The following is a 23,024-nucleotide window of genomic DNA, read 5'->3' as shown; positions in this document are numbered from 1 at the left end:
CTTTTAGCAATAATTGCGAGTCCGGCCCGACGGTTGTTGGGTCGGACCGATATACTAAGCGCCAGGTTCTCCGGATGTTTCGGCGACCGCTGCGCGGTCAATCGCGGGCAAGCCTCGTTCCTACAGGTCATGTGTCGTTCTTGCGGCCTGTGCAAAACCTGTGAGAACGAGGCTTGCCCGCGATGACGTCAGCGCAAACGCCACAAGGCAATGGGCTGCTTAGGGATATCGACCATGCAATGGATGTTCATGCTGATTGGGCTGCTGCTGGGCTGGTTATTTGACGAGTCGTTCAGCGATGCGCTATTGGGTGCTTTGCTCGGGCTGGGTATTGGCCAGGCAATCCGCATCAGTCGCTTGAGTACTCAAACCGCCGAGCAACGGCGCTTGCTCAATCAGGCGCAGGTGGCGCTGCATGCGGTCGAGCAGCGACTGGCATTGCTGGAAGTGTCGGGCGCCAAAACACCTGAAGCCAGTGAACCTGCGGCCAGCGAACCGGTTCCATCCCCTGAAATCATTATCGAGCAAGCCCCTGTCGCAGCCCCGGAGCTGATCTGGGAGCTACCGCCTGAACTCGAACCCATCACGGCGGCCGCCGCCGAAACCAGTCGTCCACTGCCCGATGATCTCTGGAAACCCGAACCAGTCGCCCGCGAACCACAACAACCGACGCCGCCTCGTGGCCCGAACTTTATCGAGCGCGCCATCAGTGGCGCGCGCAACTGGTTGTTCGGTGGCAATACCGTGCTGCGGGTCGGCGTGGTGCTGTTGTTTCTCGGCCTGGCCTTCTTATTGCGCTACGCCACCGAAGGCATGGTGGTGCCGGTCGAGTTGCGTTATGCCGGTGTCGCGGCGGCGGCCTTGAGCTTGCTCGCGCTGGGCTGGTGGTTGCGTCTGCGCAACAGCAATTTCGCGCTGATGCTGCAAGGCACCGGGATTGCGGTGTTGTACCTCACGGTATTTGCCGCGATGCGTCTGCATCCGTTGCTCGACCCCACAGCGGCACTGGGCTTGCTGGTGGTGGTGACGGTGTTCTCGGCGATTCTGGCCATTACCCAGAACGCCTTGGGCCTGGCCGCCGCTGCCGCACTGGGTGGTTTCGCCGCGCCGATCCTGACCTCCACCGGCGCTGGCAACCACGTCGCATTGTTCAGCTACTTTGCTCTGCTCAACGCCGGCATCCTTGCCATCGCGTGGTTCAAGGCCTGGCGATTGCTTAACCTGATCGGTTTTGTCGGCACCTTTGGCATCGGATTGGCTTGGGGCCTGCGTTCCTATACGCCGGAATTGTTGTGGAGTACCGAGCCGTTCTTGATTCTGTTTTTCCTGATGTACCTGGCCATCGGCCTGTTGTTCGCCCGGCGCAAGCTGCTGGAAATGAGCGACGCGCCCGAGGACGACAGCCGCGAGGCACTGCTGCACTGGTCGGCGCGCAAGGGCGATTACGTCGACGGCACCCTGTTGTTCGCACCACCGCTGGTGGGTTTCGGTTTGCAGTTCGCGCTGATGGAGCATCTGGAATTTGCCGCCGCTTTCAGCGCCTTGGCGCTGGGCATGATTTACATGGGGCTGGCCCGGTTGCTGATGGGCGGTCGAGCATTGTTGTTGGCGGAAACCTGTCTGGCGCTGGGTGTGATCTTCGCCAGCTTGGCGATCCCCTTGGGGCTCGACGCGCGTTGGACCGCGGCCGCCTGGGCCGTGGAGGGCGCGGGGATTTTCTGGCTCGGCCTGCGTCAACAGCGACCGCTGGCGCGAGCCTTTGCCTTGCTGCTGCAACTGGGCTCGGCACTGGCGTTTCTCAGTGAGCTGCGCAGCGGCGAGAGCAGCTTGCTTGATGGCGCCCCGCTGGGGGCATTGATGCTCGGCGTGGCGTTGCTGTTCAGCTTTTACCAATTGCGCAAAGCGTTGCCCGAACAGGCCTCAAAGTGGGAGCGCCAAGGGCTGCCGGTGCTGGCCTGTCTGGGGCTGACGTTCCTTTATCTGCTGGCACCGCTGTTTCTCTTCACTCATGGCACGGCGATCAGTTGGGCGCTGGCCGGGTTGGCGACGCTGTTCGTCGGTCTGCGTCTGCAATCGAGAACCTTCCTGTTCACCGCGTTCGCCGTGCAACTGCTCGGCGGTGCGTTGTTCCTGCTGCGGCTGCAAGGGGCGGGTGGTGAGTCGGCTGCGGTGTTCAGCGCCGGTTGGAGCGGTTTGCTCAGTGCGTCCCTGATCGGGTTGGCGTTGATCGCCGGGATGTTGCTGGCGGCCCGCGACGAAATGGTGCGCAGTGATGTGCGTTTGCTGCGCGGCTTGTCAGTGGTGTTGCTGGCCGGTCTGGTGCTGATCAACCTCGCGGTGCTGTTCGTGTTGCCATGGCAAACCGCGAGCGCGGTGTGGGCCGCCAGTGGTTTGTTCATCATCTGGCTGAGCCTGTACCTGCAGCAGCGCGTGAGTTTTGTCTTTGGTCTGCTGTTGCAGGTGATCGGCGGCGCTGCGTTCCTGTTAGCCGGGCCGGACCTGCTCGGTCCGCTGCTCAGCGAGGGGTTGCGACCGTTGGCGCATAGTGCTTTCTGGACGCCGCTAGTGTTGGGGCTGGCCGCATTCGTCGGGGCCTGGCGTTTGCAGCTCGGCAACCATGCTTCGGCCTTCGATGGGTTGAGCCTGCAGCGCTTGTCCGAAGTGTTGCTGGTGTGGGGCGCGGGTTGGTGGGCGCTGGCGTGGGTCAGCGAAGTGCTGCGCTTTGCGCCTTTGAATCTGCAAGCCACCTTGTTGCTAGCCGTTGCCGCCGTAAGTGTCGCGCTGTGGACGGTATTGGCGCTGCGCCTGAAGTGGTCGTCGCTGGGCTTGCTCTGCACCTTGCTGATTCCTGCAGCAGGTCTGGTGCTGCTCGCAGCCTGGCATTCGCGTTATCACCCGGCGGGTAATTTCGGCTGGCTGGTTTGGGCCGCGGTATTCGTCATGCATTTCATCTCCCTGCGACGTCTGGCGCCGACGCTGCCCGCAACAGCCCTGAGCACCGCCCATGTACTCGGCTGCTGGCTGTTGATCGGCGTGTTGGCCCTGGAGCTGCGTTACGGCTTGCTGCTGTTGTCGGAGCAGTACAACGCCTGGCGCTGGCTGGGCTGGGCGATTCTGCCGAGCCTGTATCTGGTGCTGATGGCTGCACCGCGCGCATGGCCATGGCCGGTGTCGGAGTACCCCCGCGAGTACCGGGTTTATGCCGCTGCGCCGTTGGCGTTGTTGATGCTCGGCTGGTTCTGGCTGGCGAACATCGCCAGTGACGGCACCGCTGAGCCGTTGCCGTATGTGCCGCTGATTAACCCGTTGGAGCTGGGTCTGTTGTTTGCCCTGTTCGGCGTTTACGTCTGGTCTCGCAGCGCCGTGACGCAACTGGTGATTCGCAAGGAATACGCCGATAACGCCACGCAAGTGATCGCCGGGGGGTCGCTGTTCGTCTTTTTCACCGCGCTGGTGATGCGCACGGCGCACCATTGGGGTGGCGTGCCGTACGCGCTGGATCTGCTGCTTGGGTCGATGCTGGTACAGGCCGGCCTGTCCATCGTCTGGACCCTGATGGCCCTGAGTCTGATGATCGGTGGGCATCTGCGTCATCGCCGCGAAGTCTGGCTGATTGGCGCGGCACTGATCGCGCTGGTGGTCGCCAAGTTGTTCTTTGTTGAATTGAGTAACCGCGGCGGGCTCGCGCGGATCGTGTCGTTTATCGGCGTTGGCGTGTTGCTGTTGGTGGTGGGCTATTTCGCTCCATTGCCGCCCAAGCGTGCCGAGGCTGTGCCGGATGTTGAAAAACCGGCCCCTGAAACCGAAGGAGTGTCGTCTTGAGTCAGAAGCTGAACCTGGGCTGGTGGGGTGCTGTGGTGCTGGGCGTGACGCTGTCGGCCGGCGCGCAGGAAAAACCGGCGGACTTTGCCGCGCAGGTGCCGTTGTCGGTGAGTGGCGAGGGCCCGTGGTATCGCCTGGAATTGCCCTTGGACGTGCAGCTGAAAGCGCGGCAAACCGATCTCAGCGATCTACGCGTGTTCAATGCCGCCGGTGAGCCTCAGGCGTATGCCCTGGCCCGAGAACCCGCGCAGACCCGCGAAAACCGCACGCTGAACGACGTGAAGTGGTTCCCGTTGTACAACTCGGCGGATGCCACCGAACGTGCACCGAGTGTGCGCGTGCAATCGAACACCAACGGCACGTTGATCGAAGTGCAGCCGTCCAGCCAGTTGGAGGCGGGCGAAGAAGAGCTGCGCGGCTGGTTACTCGATGCCAGTCGAATCAAGGCGCCGTTACAGCAATTGATCCTCGATTGGACCAGCGATCGCGACGGCTTCCAGCGTTTCAGCATTGAAGCCAGTGATGATTTGCAGCATTGGCAGTCGTGGGGCGAAGGGCAGGTGGCGCGCCTGACGTTTGCCGACGAACGGGTCGAGCAACATGAGGTCGGCCTGCCGGGGCAATCGGCGCGTTACCTGCGCTTGCTCTGGATTTCACCGCAATCGGCGCCAGTGCTGACGTCGGCGCAACTGGAAAGCGCCAACCCTCGCACCTTGCCGCTGCCGTTGGTCTGGTCGCAACCGTTGGCTGGCACCAGCGTGAAGGCCGGTGAGTACATCTGGCAATTGCCGATGGGATTGAACGTCCAGCGCTTGCAGATCGAGCTGGATCAACCCAACAGCCTGGCACCGGTGACATTGTCGGGTCGTCGGGAAACCAGCCTGCCATGGCAAACGCTGACCAGCGGTTTGCTCTACCGCTTGACCCAGAATGGCCAGGACGTGGTGCAGAACGAATTGCAGTTGCCGGGCCAGACCATGCAGCAATTGAAGCTGACAGTGGATGAGCGCGGCGGTGGCCTGGGCGCCGAAGCGCCGACCGTCCGATTTGCCGTGCGCTCCACGCAACTGGTGTTCCTGGCGCGCGGGGCCGGGCCTTATACGCTGGCGCTGGGGAGTGCGACGGTGAAGGCGGCGAGCTTGCCGTTGTCGACGCTGATACCGGATTACAGCGCTGCGAAGTTGGCGGCGTTGGGCAAGGCGACGGTGGAAGGTGGAGTCTTGGTGACTCCTGTCACGACTGTGCCAATGGTGGTGGATACGAATTGGAAGAAATTCGGGTTGTGGGCGGTGCTGTTGCTCAGCGTGCTGTTTTTGGGGGCCATGGCGTTCAGCTTGCTGCGCAAGCCTGCTGTTAAACCCTGAGAATGCTGGTGCTGCGCGCCATTCGCGGGCAAGCCTCCGCTCCTACAGTTCATCCCCCCGTAGGAGCGAGGCTTGCCCGCAAAGGCGTCCTTCCGGCCACCAAAAATATTCAAACTGCCGCCAATCACGGCATCATTTCGAACTACGCTCAACCCCGCACATGAACTCTATTGGGTGTATCACGTCTGATAGGAGGAAATGCGCCCCGACTCGCGTTAAACTGCGCGGGTTTTTAGCCCCCCCATTCCACCGGAGCCTTCCATGTCCCGCGTTACCTTGAGTCGCTATTTGATTGAGCAGACCCGCAGCAACAATACTCCTGCCGATCTGCGTTTCCTGATCGAAGTGGTGGCGCGTGCTTGCAAGGAAATCAGCCACGCCGTCTCCAAAGGCGCCCTGGGTGGCGTTCTGGGCAGCATGGGCACTGAAAACGTCCAGGGTGAAGTGCAGAAGAAGCTTGATGTGATGTCCAACGACATCCTGCTCGAAGCCAACGAATGGGGCGGTCACCTGGCCGGCATGGCGTCCGAAGAAATGGACAATGCCTACCAGATCCCGGGCAAATACCCGAAAGGCGCGTACCTGCTGGTATTCGACCCGCTGGACGGTTCGTCGAACATCGACATCAACGCGCCGGTCGGTACGATCTTCTCGGTGCTGCGTTGCCCGAACGAATACCTGACCCAGAACGAGCCTTTGAACGAAAAGGCCTTCCTGCAGCCAGGCACTCAGCAGGTTGCCGCCGGTTACGCGATTTACGGTCCACAGACCATGCTGGTGCTGACCCTGGGCAATGGCGTCAAAGGCTTCACCCTGGATCGTGAAATGGGCAGCTTCGTACTGACCCATGAAGACATCACGATCCCGGAGTCCACGCAGGAATTCGCGATCAATGCGTCCAACAAGCGTCACTGGGAAGCGCCGGTACAACGTTACGTCGACGAATTGCTGGCTGGCGATGAAGGCCCGCTGAAGAAGAATTACAACATGCGTTGGGTCGCCGCGATGGTGGCCGACGTGCACCGTATCCTGACCCGCGGCGGTCTGTTCATGTACCCACGCGACAGCCGCGAGCCGTCGAAGCCGGGCAAACTGCGCCTGATGTACGAAGCCAACCCGATGTCGTTCCTGGTGGAACAAGCGGGTGGCGCATCCACTGACGGCCACCAGCGCATCCTCGACATCCAGCCGGAAGGCCTGCACCAGCGTGTTGCGGTGTTCCTCGGTTCGAAAGAAGAAGTTGCCCGCGTCACGGCTTACCACAAGGAATAAACCATGACCGCGCCCTGGCAGCCGTTGCTCGAATGGTGGTTCGGATCTTTCGAATCACCTAACGAAATAGCGGCTGACAAGGGCAAGTTATGGTTCGGCAAGCGCGATAGCCAGGACCTCGAAGCGCGGATGCGTTTCGGGGGCCAGGTCGAGCAGGCACTGGCCGGCGGATTGACTGAATGGGTGCAATGCCCTGAAGGTTGGCTGGCCTTGGTGCTGCTACTCGATCAACTTCCGCGGATGATCTTTCGCGACACCCCAAAATCCTTTTCAGGCGACCTCAGGGCTCAGGCACTGGTAGCGCAAGGCATTGCTGCGGACTTCGATCGGCAGCTGCGACCGATCCAGCGGGTGTTTATCTATCTGGTATTCGAGCATTGCGAAAATCTGGCGGTGCAGAACGAAGCGGTTTCGCGGTTTCTTGATCTGGTTGAACAGCAACCGGAGGCGGATCGGGCGGTGTTTGCCGACAACCTGGATTATGCCGAGCGGCATCAGAAGATCATTGCGCGATTTGGACGGTTTCCCCATCGCAATGCGGTGTTGGGGCGTGAATCTACGGCTGAGGAAGTTGAGTTTCTTTCAGGGCCCGGGTCGCGGTTCTGATTGTTCCCACGCTCCGCGTGGGTATGCAGCCCGGGACGCTCCGCGTCCCTTCCAGAGCCGAACGCGGAGCGTCCGTTGAGGCATTCCCACGCAGAGCGTGGGAACGATCAGCGCTCGGTAGTTAGATCCTGAAACTGCCTACCAACTGCTTCAACCGCGCCGCCTGCTGCTCAAGATCAGCACATGCACGCAAGGTCGACTGCAAATTCTCCACACCTTCCTGGTTCAGCGTGTTGATCTCGGTGATGTCGACGTTAATCGACTCCACCACAGCGGTTTGCTCTTCCGTCGCGGTGGCCACGGACTGGTTCATCCCGTCGATCTCACCGATGCGCTGCGTCACGCTACCCAGGCGTTCGCCGGCCTGGTTGGCGATGCCGACGCTGCTTTCGCTCTGGCGCTGGCTGTCGGTCATGGTGCTGACCGCTTCCCGGGCGCCGATTTGCAGTTCTTCGATCATCTTTTGCACTTGCTGCGCCGAATCCTGAGTGCGGTGGGCGAGGTTGCGCACCTCGTCCGCGACCACGGCAAAACCACGGCCGGCTTCACCGGCACGGGCTGCTTCGATGGCCGCGTTGAGCGCCAGCAGGTTGGTTTGCTGCGAGATGCTGGTGATCACTTCCAGAATCTGGCCGATGTTCACCGTGTTGCTGTTCAGGGTTTCGATGTTGCCGCAGGAATCGCTGATCTTCGCCGACAGCTGCTGCATGGCTGCGATGGTTTTATCCACCACTTGCTGACCGTCTTCGGCCAAGGCACGGGCGTCGCTTGAATGTTGCGAGGCGAGGGCGGCGTTCTGGGCGATTTCCTGAGCGGCGGCGCCCAGTTCGTTGATTGCTGCAGCCACGCTGCTGGTGCGTGAGGCTTGTTGATCGGAGTTGAACATCGACGAGTTGGAGGCCGCGACGACCCGCAAGGCGACTTCATTGACCTGGCCGGTAGCCGAAGACACTTCGCGGATCGAGGTATGAATACGTTCCACGAAACGGTTGAACGAGGTGCCCAACGCACCGAATTCATCCTGGCCGTGAATGGTCAGGCGTTTGGTCAGGTCGCCTTCGCCCTCGGCGATGTCATGCATGGCGCGGCCCATGGTCAGCAGCGGTTGCATCAGCACGCGGATCAACATGCTCAGCAGCGCGATGATGATCACCACGGCAATGACCATGGCGATGATCGCCGAGGTGCGAAATTCGCTGAGCATCGAGAACGCGGTGTCTTTATCCAGCACCAGCGCCACGTACCAGTCTGCAGACGGCACACCGTTGACGTGAGTGAAGGAGATGAACTGGGTTTTGCCATCCAGCTCGACTTCTTTCAGGCCCGGGCTGATTTTCGGCGCGCCGTTGGGGTAGGCGTCGGCCAGGTTCTTGAGCACCAGTTTGCTGTCCGGGTGGATCAGGATCTTGCCGTCGGCGCTGACGATAAATGCATGCCCATGACCGCCGAAGTTCAGCAAGTTGATGATTGCGCTGACGCTGGACAGATCAATGTCTGCGCCGGCAACGCCAATCATTTGATTCTGGTGCTTCACTGGCGTGGCAACGGTGATCACCAGTTTGCCCGACGATGCCGCAATGTAGGGTTCCGTGACGATGGTCTGTTGCGCGTTGTTGGCCGCCTTGTACCAGCCACGGGCGCGCGGGTCGTAGTCCGCGGCGCGATTGCCGGCCGGGACCGAGAACATCACGCCATCGGTGCCGCCGAAGTAGCTGAGCTGAAAATTGCTGGTGTAGGCCGGCAGGTCGATGGCGCGCTTGAGCTTGGCCTGGGCGCTGCCGTCCACGGCGATCTGCTGGGACAGTGATTGCAGCAATTGAATGCGGCTTTCCAGCCAGGTCTGAATGTTGCTGGTGGTCAGGCTGCCGAGTTCCTGCATCGAGGACTCTGTACTGCTGAGCAGGGTCTGCCGCTGGCGGTAATCGTTGAACAGGATGAAACAGGCGAATGCAACGGCCACCACGAGAGCGGCTGCCAACAGGATTTTGTGGCTGAATTTCATGTTTCTGGTCATTAAATGAGCTACCGCGAAGGGCTGGTCAACAAGGAGCGTCAATTCGCCACAGTGGAAGGCTTTGCACTGCTTTTATGTCGACTGGCCGGCGCCAAAGATTAGGCGGCTGCTGCGAAAACCGACGAAATACTCAGCGGCGCGAAAAAGTGGCTGATCTATCGTAAAAGTCTGACGGGTGGCCGAATAAATAGCCGAATGCTCAGGGAACCAGACAGGTGTTTTCTCTTCTAAGCTTCAGCTTGGCAGCCATGCCATTCCCTTCGCCCCAGGAGTTACACCATGTCGCTGCGATCTATCGCCTTGCTCTCGTTCTGCGTGTTGTTGGCAGCGTGCGGCAAGATCAATCAGGAAAATTACTCGAAGCTGTCGACCGGCATGCCCAAGGCCGAGGTTGAAACCTTGCTGGGCAAACCGACCGATTGCTCGGGCGCGCTCGGCATGTCCAGTTGCACCTGGGGCGACAAAAACAGCTTTATCAGCGTGCAGTACGCCGGTGACAAAGTGCTGATGTTTTCTGGCCAAGGCCTGAAGTAAACCGGGGCTATTCGCCCGCGGGAGAAAAAAATAATGAAGCGGTTACTGATCGTTCTTTTTGCCGGCCTGGTATTGGCCGGCTGCGCCACTTCTGGCGTAGATCCGTTGGCACCCAAGACCGTCAACTCGGTCAACCTCAAGCGCTACCAGGGAACCTGGTACGAACTGGCGCGTCTGCCGGTGTATTTCCAGCGCAACTGCGCGCAATCCGAAGCCCATTACAGCCTCAAGCCTGAAGGTGACATGGCGGTGCTGAACCGCTGCCTGACGTCGGACTGGCAATGGGAAGAGGCCAAAGGCACGGCTTATCCACAGGTGCCCGGCAAGGCCGACAAGCTGTGGGTCGAGTTCGATACCTGGTTCTCGCGACTGATACCCGGTTTGGCGAAGGGAGAGTACTGGGTGTTGTACGTCAGCGATGATTACAAGACCGCGATTGTCGGCGACCCGAGCCGCCGTCACCTCTGGCTGCTGTCACGCACCCCGACAGTCAATGGTGTAGTGCGTGAAGAACTGCTGAGCAAGGCGCGTCAGCAGGGCTATGACACGACACGGCTGATCTGGCGCGCATCGGATAGCAAGATGGCCAAGACTTCGAACTAGCGGTCGCCGAAGATCAAAAAGGTGGGAGCGAGCCTGCTCGCGATAGCGGAATGTCAGTCAACACTTCTGTTGAATTGGACGGCCCTATCGCGAGCAGGCTCGCTCCCACATTTTTTTGTGTCAGCCCAAGAGATCGCGCAAAGCCTGGGTAAACGCCCGATTACTCTCTTCTTCCCCGGCATGCCGCCCATCACGCACAACCCACTGGCCGCTGACCAGCACATCCCGCACCTGGCGATCACCACCGGCAAACAGCCAACGATTGAGAATCCCGTCGCCACTGGCCGTCGCCAGGTACGGATCGTTGCCGTCCAGCACCAGCCAGTCGGCACGCTTGCCGACTTCCAGGGCGCCAATTGGCTGCCCCAATGCCTGGGCGCCACCATCCAGCGCCGCGTCATACAGTGTGCGGCCGACCATCGGCTGATCTGCGCCATACAAGCGATTACGCCGCTGATCGCGCAGACGCTGGCCGTATTCCAGCCAGCGCAACTCTTCCACCACGCTTAACGACACATGGCTGTCGGAACCGATGCCCATGCGCCCGCCCTGCGCCAGGAAATCCACCGCCGGGAAAATTCCGTCGCCGAGGTTGGCTTCGGTGGTCAGACACAGGCCGGCGATGGCGCGGCTCTTGGCCATGAGCGTGACTTCTTCCGGGTTGGCGTGGGTCGCGTGGACCAGGCACCAGCGCTGATCGACTTCGGTGTTTTCGTACAGCCATTGCAGCGGACGGCGACCGCTCCAGCTCAGGCAGTCATCGACTTCCTTCTGCTGCTCGGCAATGTGAATGTGTACCGGGCACTGCTTGTCGCTGGCCGCCAGCACTTCGCTGATCTGCTGCGGGGTGACCGCACGCAACGAGTGGAAACACAAACCCAGGGCCTGGGCCGGTTGCTGCGCCAGGATCGGCTGCAAGCGCGATTGAAGCTTGAGGTAGTTTTCGGTGCTGTTGATAAAGCGGCGCTGACCTTCGTTCGGGGCCTGGCCGCCGAAACCGGAGTGGCTATAGAGCACTGGCAGCAGGGTCAAGCCGATACCCGCGGAGCTGGCGGCCTGGCTGATGCGCAGCGCCAGTTCGGCCGGGTCTGCGTACGGTTGGCCGCTTGTGTCGTGGTGTACGTAATGAAATTCCGCGACCGAGGTGTAACCGGCCTTGAGCATTTCGATGTACAGCTGACGGGCGATGACGCCGAGGTGGTCCGGGCTGATTTTTCCGACGAGCCGGTACATCAGATCGCGCCAGGTCCAGAAACTGTCGTTCGGATTGCCCGCCACTTCCGCCAACCCGGCCATGGCCCGCTGGAAGGCGTGGGAGTGCAAATTCGGCATTCCCGGCAGTAGCGGACCGCTCAGCCGTTCGGCGTCATCTGCGTGAGAATCGGCCTGGATATGGGTCAATACGCCATCGGCGCTGACCTCAAGACGTACATTGTTGGCCCATCCACTAGGCAGCAGCGCGCGTTCGGCAAAGAAGGCGGACATGGTTCAGCACCCCATCGTGTGTTATTTGTATATACATATACAGACGTTTGCCTGCTCGGTAAACTCCGGCAAGCTAGCAACCTCTAACAGATGATCAAGGATTAACCGTGCCGACTCCCTCTGCCACATTGCCGCCGAATGCCAATCTGAGCGCCAATCTGGGCGACAGTCCGGCGCCCTTGTACGCCCGCGTAAAACAGATGATCACCCAGCAAATCGACAGTGGAAACTGGCCGCCGCACTACCGCGTTCCGTCGGAAAGCGAGTTGGTCAGCCAGCTGGGTTTCAGCCGCATGACCATCAACCGCGCGCTGCGCGAGATGACCGCCGACGGCCTGCTGGTGCGCATGCAAGGCGTCGGAACGTTCGTTGCCGAGCCGAAAAGTCAGTCTGCCTTGTTTGAAGTACACAACATCGCCGACGAGATCGCCTCCCGTGGTCATCGCCACACCTGCAAGGTGATCACCCTTGAAGAAGAGGCCGCCGGTTCCGAGCGGGCTCTTGCCCTGGACATGCGCGAGGGCCAGAAAGTGTTCCACTCGCTGATCGTGCATTTCGAAAACGATATTCCGGTGCAAATCGAAGACCGTTTCGTCAACGCGCTGGTGGCGCCGGACTACCTCAAGCAAGACTTCACCCTGCAAACGCCTTACGCCTATCTGAATCAGGTTGCGCCATTGACCGAAGGCGAGCACGTGGTCGAAGCGATTCTCGCCGAGCCGTCCGAATGCAAGTTGCTGCAGATTGAAAAGGGCGAGCCTTGCCTGCTGATTCGCCGCCGCACCTGGTCCGGCCGTCAGCCCGTGACCGCCGCCCGTTTGATCCACCCCGGTTCCCGTCATCGTCTGGAAGGACGGTTCCATAAATAAAGAGCCCTGAATGAGCCAGTTGAAAGTTTTACGCGCAACAGATTACCCGCGCATGCCGTGGAAAAACGGCGGCGGCAGCACCGAAGAAATCACCCGTGATACCGGGGTGGGCCTTGATGGTTTTGGCTGGCGCCTGTCGATTGCCGACATCGGCGAGTCGGGCGGGTTTTCAACCTTTGCCGGCTATGAGCGGGTGATCACCGTGCTGCAAGGCGAGGGCATGAGCTTGCGCGTCGACGGCCAGGACACGCGGCCGTTGTTACCGCTGGACCCATTTGCGTTTAGTGGCGAGAGTCACGTGTCCTGCACATTGCTCGGCGGGCCGATTCGCGATTTCAACCTGATTTATGCGCCGGACCGTTACCGCGCGCGGTTGCAGTGGCTGGAGGGCGAGCAGCGGTTTTTCAGCTCGGCCGGCACCGTGCTGGTGTTCAGCGTGGTTGAACAGCTTGAAGTGACGGTGGGTAACAACGCCTCTCAGCTAGGGCGCCATGATTGTCTGCAGCTAGACGGTAACGTTGGCCTGCTGGATATCTCTATCAAGGGTCAGTGCTGTGTGATCGAGCTGATCGCACGCTGAGCCAGCACCGAGTCGCCTCTATCGCGGGCAAGCCCGCTCCCACAGGGACATCATCGTACTTGTGGGAGCGGGCTTGCCCGCGATGCTTTTCAGGGCTCAAAACCCGTTTCCCATTGCGCACCACTTTGTTACCGAACGCCCCAGTGTGGCGCAAAACCACGCTCAAGTAACAGCCATCGTCCTCGCACAAAATCTCCCCGAAAAATTTCATCTTCCTCAGAACCCTTGATCTACAGGCTTTCCAGCCCTTTCAAAACTTTTCTTGAACGCTCATCCAGCAAGTTGGCCGCTTGATTGCATATGCTTGTATGTACAAGTAAAGACGTATGCGTATGAGTCGATCGAGACTCCTCGCAACGTCCACTGATTCGCTTGTGTCGCTTTGACGCGCACAGGCTGGCTCGCCCACTGCCAGGGTTGGTTTGGATTGATCGCTGAGGAGTCTTTTTCGTGACTGACAATACCCAGAAACCTACTAAATACCGCAATGTCGAAATCCGTGCCGCACGCGGTAACAAGCTGACCGCCAAGAGCTGGCTGACTGAAGCGCCGCTGCGCATGCTGATGAACAACCTCGACCCGGAAGTCGCCGAGAACCCTAAAGAACTGGTGGTTTACGGTGGTATCGGTCGTGCGGCACGCAACTGGGAATGCTACGACAAGATCGTCGAAAGCCTGACCAACCTGAACGACGACGAGACCCTGCTGGTGCAATCCGGCAAGCCGGTCGGCGTGTTCAAGACCCACACCAACGCCCCGCGCGTGCTGATCGCCAACTCCAACCTGGTGCCACACTGGGCGAGCTGGGAACACTTCAACGAACTGGACGCCAAAGGCCTGGCCATGTACGGCCAGATGACCGCCGGCAGCTGGATCTACATCGGTAGCCAAGGCATCGTCCAGGGCACCTACGAAACTTTCGTGGAAGCCGGTCGCCAACACTATAACGATGACCTGAAAGGTCGTTGGGTCCTGACCGCAGGCCTCGGCGGCATGGGCGGCGCTCAACCATTGGCCGCCACCCTGGCCGGCGCTTGCTCGCTGAACATCGAATGCCAGCAGGTCAGCATCGATTTCCGCCTGAACAGCCGTTATGTCGATGAGCAAGCCACCGACCTCGACGACGCGCTGGCCCGCATCGCCAAATACACCAAAGAAGGCAAAGCGATTTCCATCGCCCTGCTGGGTAACGCGGCTGAAATCCTGCCAGAACTGGTCAAGCGCGGCGTGCGCCCAGACATGGTTACCGACCAGACCAGCGCCCACGACCCACTCAACGGTTACCTGCCAGCCGGCTGGACCTGGGAAGAGTACCGCGCTCGCGCCAAGACCGAGCCTGCTGCCGTGGTCAAAGCCGCCAAGCAGTCCATGGCCGTGCACGTTAAAGCGATGCTCGACTTCCAGAAAATGGGTATTCCGACCTTCGACTATGGCAACAACATCCGTCAGATGGCCCAAGAAGAAGGCGTCGAGAACGCGTTCGACTTCCCGGGTTTCGTACCGGCTTATATCCGTCCGCTGTTCTGCCGTGGCATTGGCCCGTTCCGTTGGGCCGCGCTGTCGGGCGACCCGCAGGACATCTACAAGACTGACGCCAAAGTAAAAGAACTGATCCCGGACGACGCCCACCTGCACAACTGGCTGGACATGGCGCGCGAGCGCATCAGCTTCCAGGGTCTGCCGGCACGCATCTGCTGGGTAGGCCTGGGCCTGCGCGCCAAGCTGGGTCTGGCGTTCAACGAAATGGTTCGCAGCGGTGAATTGTCCGCGCCAATCGTGATCGGTCGCGACCACCTGGACTCCGGCTCTGTTGCCAGCCCTAACCGCGAAACCGAGTCGATGCAGGACGGCTCCGACGCCGTGTCCGACTGGCCACTGCTCAACGCTCTGCTCAACACCGCGAGCGGCGCGACCTGGGTTTCCCTGCACCACGGCGGCGGCGTCGGCATGGGCTTCTCCCAGCACTCGGGCATGGTGATTGTCTGCGACGGTACTGACGAAGCGGCCGAGCGCATCGCTCGCGTGCTGCACAACGACCCGGCTACCGGTGTCATGCGTCACGCCGATGCCGGTTACCAGATCGCCATCGACTGCGCCAAGGAGCAGGGCTTGAACCTGCCGATGATTACCGGCAAATAAATCGGGCCTTGGCCTGATGCAAAACCTGTAGGAGCGAGACTTGCCCGCGAACCGCGGTGTGTCAGAAAAGACGCCTTCGCGGGCAAGTCGGATCGCCGCACCGCTCGCTCCTACAGGGATCACCAACACCGACAAACAATCCACAGAGGTTGAACAATGGCTGTTAATGACGATCGTGCAGGCAGTAAACCGTTGATCGAGAAACGTTCGATCGACTACATCCCGGAAGCGGAGAGACACGGTCGTCTGTTGAGCCAGTTCACCCTGTGGATGGGTGCCAACCTGCAAATCACCGCGATTGTCACCGGGGCCCTGGCCGTGGTGCTGGGCGGCGATGTGTTCTGGTCGTTGATCGGTTTGCTGATCGGGCAACTGCTCGGCGGTGGCGTGATGGCGCTGCATGCCGCACAAGGCCCCAAGCTTGGCCTGCCGCAGATGATCTCCAGCCGCGTGCAGTTCGGCGTTTATGGCGCGGCCATCCCGATCGTGCTGGTGTGCCTGATGTACCTCGGATTCACCGCAACGGGAACCGTGCTTTCCGGCCAGGCGCTGGGCCAGTTGTTTGGCGTCAGCGACAGCGTCGGCATCCTGATCTTCGCCAGTGTCATCGTGCTGGTCACGGTGCTCGGTTATCGGGTGATCCATTTCATTGGCCGTGTCGCCAGCGTCATCGGTGTGATTGCCTTTGTTTACCTGTTCAGCCGTCTGATGAGCCAGACTGACGTGGGCGCGCTCCTGCAAATCCGCCACTTCAGCTGGAGCAGCTTCCTGCTCGCGGTGTCGCTCGCGGCGTCCTGGCAGATCGCGTTCGGGCCTTACGTGGCTGACTATTCACGCTACCTGCCGAGCAAGATTTCTTCAGTGAAAACCTTTTTCGCCGCTGGCGCGGGTTCGGTCATTGGTGCGCAGGTGGCGATGGTCCTCGGTGTGTTTGCCGCCGCCTCGGCCAACGGTCAATTTGCCGGTCACGAAGTCGCTTACATCGTCGGTCTGGGCGGAACCGGTGCCACCGCGGCGCTGCTGTACTTCAGCATTGCGTTCGGCAAGGTGACCATCTCCACGCTGAACTCCTACGGTAGCTTCATGTGCATTGCGACCATCATCAGCGGTTTCCGTGGTGAGCTGAAGGTCACGCGCTTGCAGCGTCTGGCCTTCGTGCTGGTCATCGTCGGTACGGCGACCCTCATCGCGTTGCTCGGTCAGCACTCGTTCCTCGGTGCGTTCAAGTCCTTCATCCTGTTTCTGCTGGCGTTCTTCACGCCATGGAGCGCGATCAACCTGGTGGACTACTACTGCATCACTCGCGAGCGCTATGACGTGCCGGCGCTGGCCGATCCGAACGGTCGCTACGGCCGTTGGAACCCTCTCGGTATCAGCGTCTATGTCTTCGGTGTACTGGTGCAGTTGCCCTTCATCGCCACCAAGTTTTATACCGGTCCGCTGGTGGACGCTCTGGGTGGCGTGGATATTTCCTGGATCATCGGTCTGGTGCTTCCCGCAGGCCTGTATTACGTGTGCGCGAAAAAATGGCACAGCGCAGTACCCGGTCAACTGATCCTGCCGCTCGAGCAGGACAACGATGCAGCACCTATAACAAGCGGGGCCGGTCGCGCTGCGGCGCAGGCCTGATTGGACGTGGACAGGGCTGGATGCCTCTTGACTGCCGTAAGCCAACTCATGATTAGGAGCGTCAAACAATGAAATCGAACAAGACCCTGCTGACCACATTGCTTTCCATGGGCCTGCTGGCCAGCGCCGGCGCCACTCAGGCGGCTGGCTGGTGCGAATCGGGCAAACCGGTGAAGTTTGCCGGCCTGAACTGGGAAAGCGCCATGCTGCTGACCGACGTGATGCAAATCGTGTTGGAGAAGGGCTACGACTGCAAGACCGACAGCCTGCCGGGCAACTCCATCACCATGGAAAACGCCCTGAGCAGCAACGACATTCAAGTGTTCGCCGAAGAATGGGTCGGCCGCAGTGAAGTCTGGAACAAGGCCGAGAAGGCCGGCAAGGTTGTCGGTGTCGGCGCACCTGTCGTGGGTGCTGTCGAAGGCTGGTACGTGCCGCGTTACGTGATCGAAGGTGACGCCAAGCGCAAGCTGGAGCCCAAAGCCCCGGACCTGAAAGCGATCGCCGATCTGGGTAAATACGCTGCAGTGTTCAAGGACCAGGAAGAGCCTTCCAAGGGGCGATTCTATAACTGCCCGGCCGGCTGGACCTGTGAGCTGGACAACAGCGAAATGCTCAAAAGCTACGGCCTGGAAAGCACCTACACCAACTTCCGTCCGGGCACCGGGCCGGCACTGGATGCGGCAGTGCTGTCGAGCTACAAGCGTGGCGAGCCGATCCTGTTCTACTACTGGTCGCCAACCCCGCTGATGGGCCAGGTCGACCTGGTCAAACTCGAAGAGAAACCAGGCGTGAACAAGGAAGTGACCATCAAGGTCGGCCTGTCCAAGACCTTCCACGAGCAAGCCCCGGAACTGGTGGCCGTGCTGGAGAAGGTCAACCTGCCAATCGACCTGCTTAACCAGAACCTCGGGCGCATGGCCAAAGAGCGGATCGAATCGCCAAAACTGGCCAAGATCTTCTTGAAGGAACATCCTGAAGTCTGGCACGCGTGGGTGAGCGAAGACGCAGCCAAAAAGATCGACGCGGCCTTGTAGGTTGAGTCTCTCCGACTGTCGGCAACGGCCGTCGGATGCTTGATCGCAACCCCTTGATTGAGAGTCTTTTATGTTTCCCGAAAGCTTTACCTTTTCCATCGCCGACTGGGTCAACAGTTGGGTCGATTCGCTGGTCACCAACTACGGCGATGTGTTCCGCAGCATCTCCGACACCCTGCTGTGGGCCATCGTCAATCTCGAAGGGCTGCTGCGCGCGGCGCCCTGGTGGCTGATGCTGGCGATCGTGGCGGGCGTTGCCTGGCACGCGACCCGCAAAATCGTGACCACGTCGGTCATCGTCGGTCTGCTGTTCCTGGTGGGGGCGGTCGGCCTCTGGGACAAGCTGATGCAGACCCTGGCGCTGATGATGGTGGCGACGGTCATCTCGGTGCTGATCGGCATTCCGTTGGGCATTCTCTCGGCGCGCAGCAATCGCCTGCGTTCGGTACTGATGCCGCTGCTGGACATCATGCAGACCATGCCGAGCTTCGTGTACCTGATCCCGGTGCTGATGCTGTTCGGCCTGGGCAAGGTCCCGGCGATTTTCGCCACGGTGATCTACGCCGCGCCGCCGCTGATCCGCCTCACCGATCTGGGTATTCGTCAGGTCGACGGTGAAGTGATGGAAGCGATCAACGCCTTCGGTGCCAACCGCTGGCAACAACTGTTTGGCGTGCAACTGCCGCTGGCCCTGCCGAGCATCATGGCCGGGATCAACCAGACCACCATGATGGCCCTGTCGATGGTGGTGATCGCCTCGATGATCGGTGCCCGTGGCCTGGGCGAAGACGTGTTGGTGGGGATTCAGACCCTCAACGTCGGGCGTGGTCTTGAGGCTGGTCTGGCGATCGTGATTCTGGCAGTGGTCATCGACCGCATTACTCAGGCGTATGGTCGGCCACGGCATGAGGTGAGCAAATGAGCAACGAAGCCATCAGCAAGATCGAAGTCAAAAACGTCTTCAAGATTTTCGGCAACCGTTCCAAGGATGCGCTGGGCATGATTGGCCAGGGCAAGACCAAAGACCAGGTGCTGGCCGAAACTGGTTGCGTGGTTGGCGTGAATGACCTGTCGCTAAGCATCGGCACCGGCGAGATCTTCGTGATCATGGGCCTGTCGGGTTCCGGCAAGTCGACCCTGGTGCGCCACTTCAATCGCCTGATCGACCCTACCAGCGGCGCGATCCTGGTGGACGGCGTGGACATCCTGCAATACGACATGGAAGCCCTGCGCGAATTTCGCCGGCACAAGATCAGCATGGTGTTCCAGAGCTTCGGCCTGCTGCCGCACAAGACCGTGCTGGATAACGTCGCCTACGGCCTGAAAGTGCGTGGCGAGAGCAAGCAGATGTGCGCCGAACGCGCGCTGCACTGGATCAACACCGTGGGCCTCAAGGGCTACGAAAACAAATACCCGCATCAGCTTTCCGGCGGTATGCGCCAGCGTGTGGGCCTGGCTCGCGCCTTGGCGGCGGACACTGACATCATCCTGATGGACGAAGCGTTCAGCGCCCTCGACCCGCTGATCCGCGCCGAAATGCAGGACCAGTTGCTGGAACTGCAAAAGACCCTGCACAAGACCATCGTCTTCATCACCCACGACCTCGACGAGGCCGTGCGCATCGGCAACCGCATCGCGATCCTCAAGGATGGCCGGCTGATTCAGGTCGGCACGCCACGAGAGATCCTGCATTCGCCGGCGGATGAGTATGTTGACCGGTTCGTTCAACGTCGGGCAGCGGTGGTTTAACAGTCGATCGTTCCCACGCTCTGCGTGGGAATGCATCCCGTGACGCTCCGCGTCACCCATGACAACGGGACGCGGAGCGTCCCAGGCGGCGTTACCACGCAGAGCGTGGGAACGATCAAGTTCAAGAGGTTAATGATGTCCCAGGCTGAAAAAATCGTTATCGCCGACGCCCCGTTGCGTTGGCAGGATGTGGTCGCCGTTGCCCGCCATGGCGCACAGCTTGAGCTGTCACCGCAGGTCTGGGAGCGGATCGAGAATGCCCAGGCAATCGTCCAGCGCATCGTCGCCTGCGGCGAGCGTGCCTATGGCGTCAATACCGGCCTGGGCGCCTTGTGCAACGTCTCGCTTAAAGGCGAACAACTCAGCCAGTTGTCGCGCAACACCTTGCTCAGTCACGCCTGTGGCGTCGGCGCTCCGCTGAGCGATGAGCAGACCCGCGCGATCATGTGTGCAGCGATCCGCAATTACAGCCACGGCAAATCCGGCATTCACCGCCAGGTGGTCGAAGCGCTGCTGGCGCTGCTCAACCGCGGCATCACCCCGCAAGTGCCGTCCCAGGGTTCGGTGGGCTACCTGACCCACATGGCTCACATCGGAATCACTCTGCTGGGTGTCGGCAATGTCAGCTATCGCGGGCAGATCGTTTCCGCGCAGCAAGCCTTGAGCGAGGAAGGTCTGCAACCGGTTCAGCTCGGCGCCAAAGATGGTTTGTGCCTGGTCAACGGCACGCCGTGCATGACCGGTCTCAGCTGTCTGGCAATTGCCGATGCGACACGCTTGGTGCAGTGGGCCGACGTGATCGGTGCCATGAGCTTCGAAGCCCAGCGCGGCCAGATTGCCGCGTTCGACGCCGAGATCATCGCACTCAAACCTCACCCGGGCATGCAGCAAGTCGGCATCAACCTTCGCGCCTTGCTCGATGGCAGCGAAGTGATTGCCAGCAGCAAAGGCATTCGCACTCAAGATGCATTGAGCATCCGCTCGATCCCGCAAGTCCACGGCGCCGCTCGCGATCAGCTTGAGCACGCGAAAAAGCAGATTGAAACCGAACTCAATTCCGTCACCGACAACCCGATGTTGCTGGGCACACCGGACAATTTCCGGGTGGTGTCCCAGGCTAACCCGCACGGTCAGTCAGTGGCATTGGCGGCGGACTTGCTGGCCATCGCCATGGCGGAAATCGGTTCCATCGCCGAGCGTCGTCTGGACCGCTTGATCAACCCGCACGTCAGCGGTTTGCCGGCATTCCTGGTGGCCAATCCTGGGGTGAATTCCGGGATGATGATCGTCCAGTACGTCGCCGCTTCCCTGTGTGCGGAAAACCGTCAGTTGGCGCAACCGGCGGTGCTCGACAACTACGTCACCTCGGGCTTGCAGGAAGACCACCTGAGCCTGGGCACCAACGCCGCGCTGAAGCTGCATCGCGCGTTGGAAAACTGCACGCAGATCCTCGCCATCGAATACCTGCTGGCGGCCCAGGCTTTCGAATTTTTAAAAGAACAACGCTTTGGCGCCGGCACCGACGCCGCATGGCGCCTGCTGCGCGAGCGGGTTCCGGCCTATGACCAGGACCGTTGGCTGGCGCCGGACATCGCCAGCGCCGCTGCTGTTTTGAAAGACCCGATTTTGCTGCACAAGGCTTTACCGAACCTGAACTGATTTCCACCACACCAGCGTGCCAAGGCGCAGCCCCCCCAAAAGGCGGGAAGCGACGGACAACGGACATCTCCGGAGCGTCTGGTGAGTTAATAAGAAACTCTCAAAAGGAGAATGAATGTGACTGCGCTTAACTTGATTCCCGGCCAACTGAGCCTTGCCCAACTGCGTGATGTCTATCAGCAACCGGTCAAAATCACCCTTGATGAAAGCGCTTCGGCGCAAATCGAAGCCAGCGTTGCCTGCGTGGAACAGATCCTCGCCGAGAACCGCACTGCTTACGGCATCAACACGGGGTTCGGCTTGCTGGCTTCGACCCGTATCGCCAGCGAAGACCTGGAAAACCTGCAGCGTTCGCTGGTGCTGTCCCACGCCGCCGGTGTCGGCGAGCCGATCAGCGACGCACTGGTTCGCTTGGTCATGGTGCTCAAGGTCAACAGCCTGAGCCGTGGCTTCTCCGGCATTCGTCGCGTAGTGATCGACGCGCTGATCGCCCTGATCAACGCCGAGGTTTACCCACACATTCCATTGAAAGGTTCGGTGGGTGCATCCGGTGACTTGGCGCCTTTGGCCCATATGTCCCTGGTGCTGCTGGGCGAAGGTAAGGCTCGCTACAAAGGCGAGTGGATGGAAGCAACCGAAGCGCTGAAAGTCGCCGGTCTGACCCCGTTGACCCTGGCTGCCAAAGAAGGTCTGGCGTTGCTCAACGGCACTCAGGTTTCTACCGCTTATGCATTGCGCGGTTTGTTTGAAGGCGAAGACCTGTTTGCTGGCGCCCTGGCCATTGGTGGTATGACTGTTGAAGCCGTGCTGGGCTCACGCTCGCCGTTCGATGCACGCATTCATGCCGCTCGCGGCCAGAAAGGCCAGATCGACGCCGCTGCCGCGTACCGCGATCTGCTGGGCGAGCGCAGCGAAGTGTCCGACTCGCACCAGAACTGCGAAAAGGTTCAGGACCCGTACTCCCTGCGCTGCCAGCCGCAAGTCATGGGCGCCTGCCTGACCCAGTTCCGTCAGGCCGCCGAGGTGCTTGCCGTCGAAGCCAACGCCGTATCGGACAACCCGTTGGTGTTCGCCGCTGAAGGCGACGTGATCTCTGGCGGTAACTTCCACGCCGAACCGGTGGCCATGGCCGCTGACAACATGGCTTTGGCCATCGCCGAAATCGGCTCCCTGAGCGAACGCCGCATCTCGCTGATGATGGACAAGCACATGTCGCAACTGCCGCCGTTCCTGGTGGCCAATGGCGGTGTGAACTCCGGCTTCATGATCGCCCAGGTGACCGCGGCGGCATTGGCCAGCGAGAACAAGGCGCTGTCCCATCCGCATTCGGTGGACAGTCTGCCGACGTCGGCCAACCAGGAAGACCATGTGTCCATGGCGCCAGCGGCGGGCAAGCGTCTGTGGGAAATGGCGGAAAACACGCGTGGGGTTCTGGCAGTGGAGTGGCTGGCGGCGGCTCAGGGCCTCGACCTGCGTGAAGGTCTGAAAACCTCGGCCAAACTCGAAAAGGTCCGGGCGATTTTGCGGGCTGAAGTGCCGTTTTATGAGAAGGACCGGTTCTTCGCGCCGGACATCAATGCGGCCAGTAAGTTGTTGGCCACGCGTTGCCTGAATGAGCTGGTTACGGCGAAGTTGCTGCCTAGCCTGTAATGGCTCCTTCTC

The 23,024-nt window shown here is 60.5% G+C and carries 17 protein-coding genes and 1 pseudogene; 15 read left to right on the top strand and 3 right to left on the bottom strand.

Translation table 11 applies throughout. From position 1 onward, the window contains the following. Positions 1-234: 234 nt before the first annotated feature. The 4 genes from MMG91_RS10105 (at position 235) to MMG91_RS10090 (ending at position 7,064) form a co-directional block, all read left to right on the top strand. Complete coding sequence (locus MMG91_RS10105; protein WP_310659493.1) at positions 235-3,822, top strand: DUF2339 domain-containing protein; 3,588 nt, start codon at positions 235-237, stop codon at positions 3,820-3,822. Further along, complete coding sequence (locus MMG91_RS10100) at positions 3,819-5,186, top strand: DUF3999 domain-containing protein (protein WP_310659492.1); 1,368 nt, start codon at positions 3,819-3,821, stop codon at positions 5,184-5,186. Before MMG91_RS10105 ends, MMG91_RS10100 begins: the two co-directional genes overlap by 4 nt. Positions 5,187-5,447: 261 nt before the next feature. Then, positions 5,448-6,458, top strand: coding sequence for a class 1 fructose-bisphosphatase (locus MMG91_RS10095; RefSeq protein ID WP_007933966.1), 1,011 nt, complete (start codon positions 5,448-5,450; stop codon positions 6,456-6,458). A gap of 3 nt (positions 6,459-6,461) precedes the next feature. Continuing rightward, positions 6,462-7,064 (top strand): DUF924 family protein, encoded by a 603-nt coding sequence (locus MMG91_RS10090; protein ID WP_310659491.1) that lies wholly within the window; start codon positions 6,462-6,464, stop codon positions 7,062-7,064. 121 nt (positions 7,065-7,185) lie between these two features. Here MMG91_RS10090 and MMG91_RS28965 read toward each other — a convergent pair whose 3' ends face one another. Beyond that, positions 7,186-7,950 (bottom strand): methyl-accepting chemotaxis protein, encoded by a 765-nt coding sequence (locus MMG91_RS28965; protein WP_405046532.1) that lies wholly within the window; start codon positions 7,948-7,950, stop codon positions 7,186-7,188. A 93-nt stretch (positions 7,951-8,043) separates the two neighbouring features. Beyond that, positions 8,044-9,066 (bottom strand): annotated as a pseudogene (locus MMG91_RS28960) (cache domain-containing protein); the annotation flags it as partial. A 291-nt stretch (positions 9,067-9,357) separates the two neighbouring features. On the opposite strand from MMG91_RS28960, the gene MMG91_RS10080 reads away from it, so the two are divergent. Together MMG91_RS10080 and MMG91_RS10075 are read left to right on the top strand one after the other, a co-directional pair. Further along, complete coding sequence (locus MMG91_RS10080; protein ID WP_007907841.1) at positions 9,358-9,612, top strand: hypothetical protein; 255 nt, start codon at positions 9,358-9,360, stop codon at positions 9,610-9,612. 33 nt (positions 9,613-9,645) lie between these two features. Beyond that, positions 9,646-10,215 carry a lipocalin family protein gene (locus tag MMG91_RS10075; protein WP_305424101.1) on the top strand — a complete coding sequence of 190 codons (570 nt, stop codon included), beginning with the start codon at positions 9,646-9,648 and terminating at the stop codon, positions 10,213-10,215. A 120-nt stretch (positions 10,216-10,335) separates the two neighbouring features. On the opposite strand, the gene MMG91_RS10070 is transcribed toward MMG91_RS10075, so the two are convergent. Further along, on the bottom strand, positions 10,336-11,700 hold the full coding sequence (locus MMG91_RS10070) for a formimidoylglutamate deiminase (protein ID WP_310659489.1): 1,365 nt from the start codon (positions 11,698-11,700) through the stop codon (positions 10,336-10,338). A gap of 200 nt (positions 11,701-11,900) precedes the next feature. Here MMG91_RS10070 and hutC point away from each other — a divergent pair, with 200 nt between their 5' ends. The 9 genes from hutC (at position 11,901) to hutH (MMG91_RS10025) (ending at position 23,012) form a co-directional block, all read left to right on the top strand. After that, entirely contained in the window at positions 11,901-12,569 is a 669-nt protein-coding gene (gene hutC / locus MMG91_RS10065; RefSeq protein ID WP_244858324.1) for a histidine utilization repressor, read from the top strand. 10 nt (positions 12,570-12,579) lie between these two features. Then, a complete protein-coding gene (locus MMG91_RS10060; protein WP_310659488.1) occupies positions 12,580-13,149 on the top strand; it encodes a HutD family protein in 570 nt (189 codons plus the stop codon). 450 nt (positions 13,150-13,599) lie between these two features. Next, on the top strand, positions 13,600-15,288 hold the full coding sequence (gene hutU, locus MMG91_RS10055; RefSeq protein ID WP_305447845.1) for a urocanate hydratase: 1,689 nt from the start codon (positions 13,600-13,602) through the stop codon (positions 15,286-15,288). A gap of 156 nt (positions 15,289-15,444) precedes the next feature. Further along, positions 15,445-16,917, top strand: coding sequence for a cytosine permease (locus MMG91_RS10050; RefSeq protein ID WP_305504153.1), 1,473 nt, complete (start codon positions 15,445-15,447; stop codon positions 16,915-16,917). A 68-nt stretch (positions 16,918-16,985) separates the two neighbouring features. Continuing rightward, positions 16,986-17,954, top strand: coding sequence for an ABC transporter substrate-binding protein (locus MMG91_RS10045; RefSeq protein WP_310659487.1), 969 nt, complete (start codon positions 16,986-16,988; stop codon positions 17,952-17,954). Positions 17,955-18,024: 70 nt separating this feature from the next. Continuing rightward, entirely contained in the window at positions 18,025-18,876 is an 852-nt protein-coding gene (locus MMG91_RS10040) for a proline/glycine betaine ABC transporter permease (RefSeq protein ID WP_123499998.1), read from the top strand. Then, positions 18,873-19,703, top strand: coding sequence for a glycine betaine/L-proline ABC transporter ATP-binding protein (locus tag MMG91_RS10035; protein WP_008005095.1), 831 nt, complete (start codon positions 18,873-18,875; stop codon positions 19,701-19,703). The genes MMG91_RS10040 and MMG91_RS10035 overlap by 4 nt, the downstream gene beginning before the upstream one ends. Before the next feature lie 135 nt (positions 19,704-19,838). After that, positions 19,839-21,362, top strand: coding sequence for a histidine ammonia-lyase (hutH, locus tag MMG91_RS10030; RefSeq protein WP_310659486.1), 1,524 nt, complete (start codon positions 19,839-19,841; stop codon positions 21,360-21,362). 111 nt (positions 21,363-21,473) lie between these two features. Beyond that, positions 21,474-23,012 (top strand): histidine ammonia-lyase, encoded by a 1,539-nt coding sequence (gene hutH / locus MMG91_RS10025; protein ID WP_305447848.1) that lies wholly within the window; start codon positions 21,474-21,476, stop codon positions 23,010-23,012. Positions 23,013-23,024 lie beyond the last annotated feature (12 nt).

It is taken from the genome of Pseudomonas sp. JL3, from assembly GCF_031570575.1.
GTDB classification, from domain to species: domain Bacteria; phylum Pseudomonadota; class Gammaproteobacteria; order Pseudomonadales; family Pseudomonadaceae; genus Aquipseudomonas; species Aquipseudomonas cucumis.
This window is presented reverse-complemented; position numbering and strand designations above follow the sequence as displayed.

Bases quoted from the DNA above. Each gene is read 5' to 3' on its own strand.
- MMG91_RS10105 (WP_310659493.1), top strand. From the start codon at position 235: ATGCAATGGATGTTCATGCTGATTGGGCTGCTGCTGGGCTGGTTATTT.
- MMG91_RS10095 (WP_007933966.1), top strand. From the start codon at position 5,448: ATGTCCCGCGTTACCTTGAGTCGCTATTTGATTGAGCAGACCCGCAGC.
- MMG91_RS10090 (WP_310659491.1), top strand. From the start codon at position 6,462: ATGACCGCGCCCTGGCAGCCGTTGCTCGAATGGTGGTTCGGATCTTTC.
- MMG91_RS28965 (WP_405046532.1), bottom strand. From the start codon at position 7,950: ATGTTCAACTCCGATCAACAAGCCTCACGCACCAGCAGCGTGGCTGCA.
- MMG91_RS10080 (WP_007907841.1), top strand. From the start codon at position 9,358: ATGTCGCTGCGATCTATCGCCTTGCTCTCGTTCTGCGTGTTGTTGGCA.
- MMG91_RS10075 (WP_305424101.1), top strand. From the start codon at position 9,646: ATGAAGCGGTTACTGATCGTTCTTTTTGCCGGCCTGGTATTGGCCGGC.
- MMG91_RS10070 (WP_310659489.1), bottom strand. From the start codon at position 11,700: ATGTCCGCCTTCTTTGCCGAACGCGCGCTGCTGCCTAGTGGATGGGCC.
- hutC (WP_244858324.1), top strand. From the start codon at position 11,901: ATGATCACCCAGCAAATCGACAGTGGAAACTGGCCGCCGCACTACCGC.
- MMG91_RS10060 (WP_310659488.1), top strand. From the start codon at position 12,580: ATGAGCCAGTTGAAAGTTTTACGCGCAACAGATTACCCGCGCATGCCG.
- MMG91_RS10050 (WP_305504153.1), top strand. From the start codon at position 15,445: ATGGCTGTTAATGACGATCGTGCAGGCAGTAAACCGTTGATCGAGAAA.
- MMG91_RS10045 (WP_310659487.1), top strand. From the start codon at position 16,986: ATGAAATCGAACAAGACCCTGCTGACCACATTGCTTTCCATGGGCCTG.
- MMG91_RS10040 (WP_123499998.1), top strand. From the start codon at position 18,025: ATGTTTCCCGAAAGCTTTACCTTTTCCATCGCCGACTGGGTCAACAGT.
- MMG91_RS10035 (WP_008005095.1), top strand. From the start codon at position 18,873: ATGAGCAACGAAGCCATCAGCAAGATCGAAGTCAAAAACGTCTTCAAG.
- hutH (WP_310659486.1), top strand. From the start codon at position 19,839: ATGTCCCAGGCTGAAAAAATCGTTATCGCCGACGCCCCGTTGCGTTGG.
- hutH (WP_305447848.1), top strand. From the start codon at position 21,474: ATGAATGTGACTGCGCTTAACTTGATTCCCGGCCAACTGAGCCTTGCC.